The organism is Escherichia sp. MOD1-EC5950 (assembly GCF_002965345.1).
In the GTDB taxonomy this organism is placed as follows: Bacteria; Pseudomonadota; Gammaproteobacteria; order Enterobacterales; family Enterobacteriaceae; genus Escherichia; species Escherichia marmotae.
The window spans coordinates 1-508 of sequence record NZ_PTSR01000135.1 but is presented as its reverse complement, the minus strand read 5'-3'; the positions used below and the strand labels follow the sequence as shown (position 1 = coordinate 508).

Annotated in this window: 1 pseudogene; it reads left to right on the top strand. The window is 43.5% G+C overall.

The features are described from left to right. Nucleotides 1-507 (top strand): annotated as a pseudogene (locus tag BEA93_RS24670) (ISAs1-like element ISEc1 family transposase); the annotation flags it as partial. Nucleotide 508 lies beyond the last annotated feature (1 nt).

Sequence of the window (508 nt, the reverse complement as noted above, 5' to 3'; positions counted from 1 at the left end):
CCACTGAAAGAATTAAATAATCCAGAGCATGACAGTTACGCAATTAGTGAAAAGAGTCACGGCAGAGAAGAAATCCGTCTTCACATTGTTTGCGATGTCCCTGATGAACTTATTTATTTCACGTTTGAATAGAGAGGGCTGAAGAAATTATGCGTGGCAGTCTCCTTTCGGTCAATAATAGCAGAGCAAAAGAAAGAGCCAGAAATGACGGTCAGATATTATATCAGTTCTGCTGATTTAACCGCAGAGAAGTTCGCCACAGCGATCCGAAATCACTGGCACGTGGAGAATAAGCTGCACTGGCGTCTGGACGTGGTAATGAATGAAGACGACTGCAAAATAAGAAGAGGAAATGCAGCAGAATTATTTTCAGGGATACGGCACATCGCTATTAATATTTTGACGAATGATAAGGTATTCAAGGCAGGGTTAAGACGTAAGATGCGAAAAGCAGCCATGGACAGAAACTACCTGGCGTCAGTCCTTGCGGGGAGCGGGCTTTCGTAAT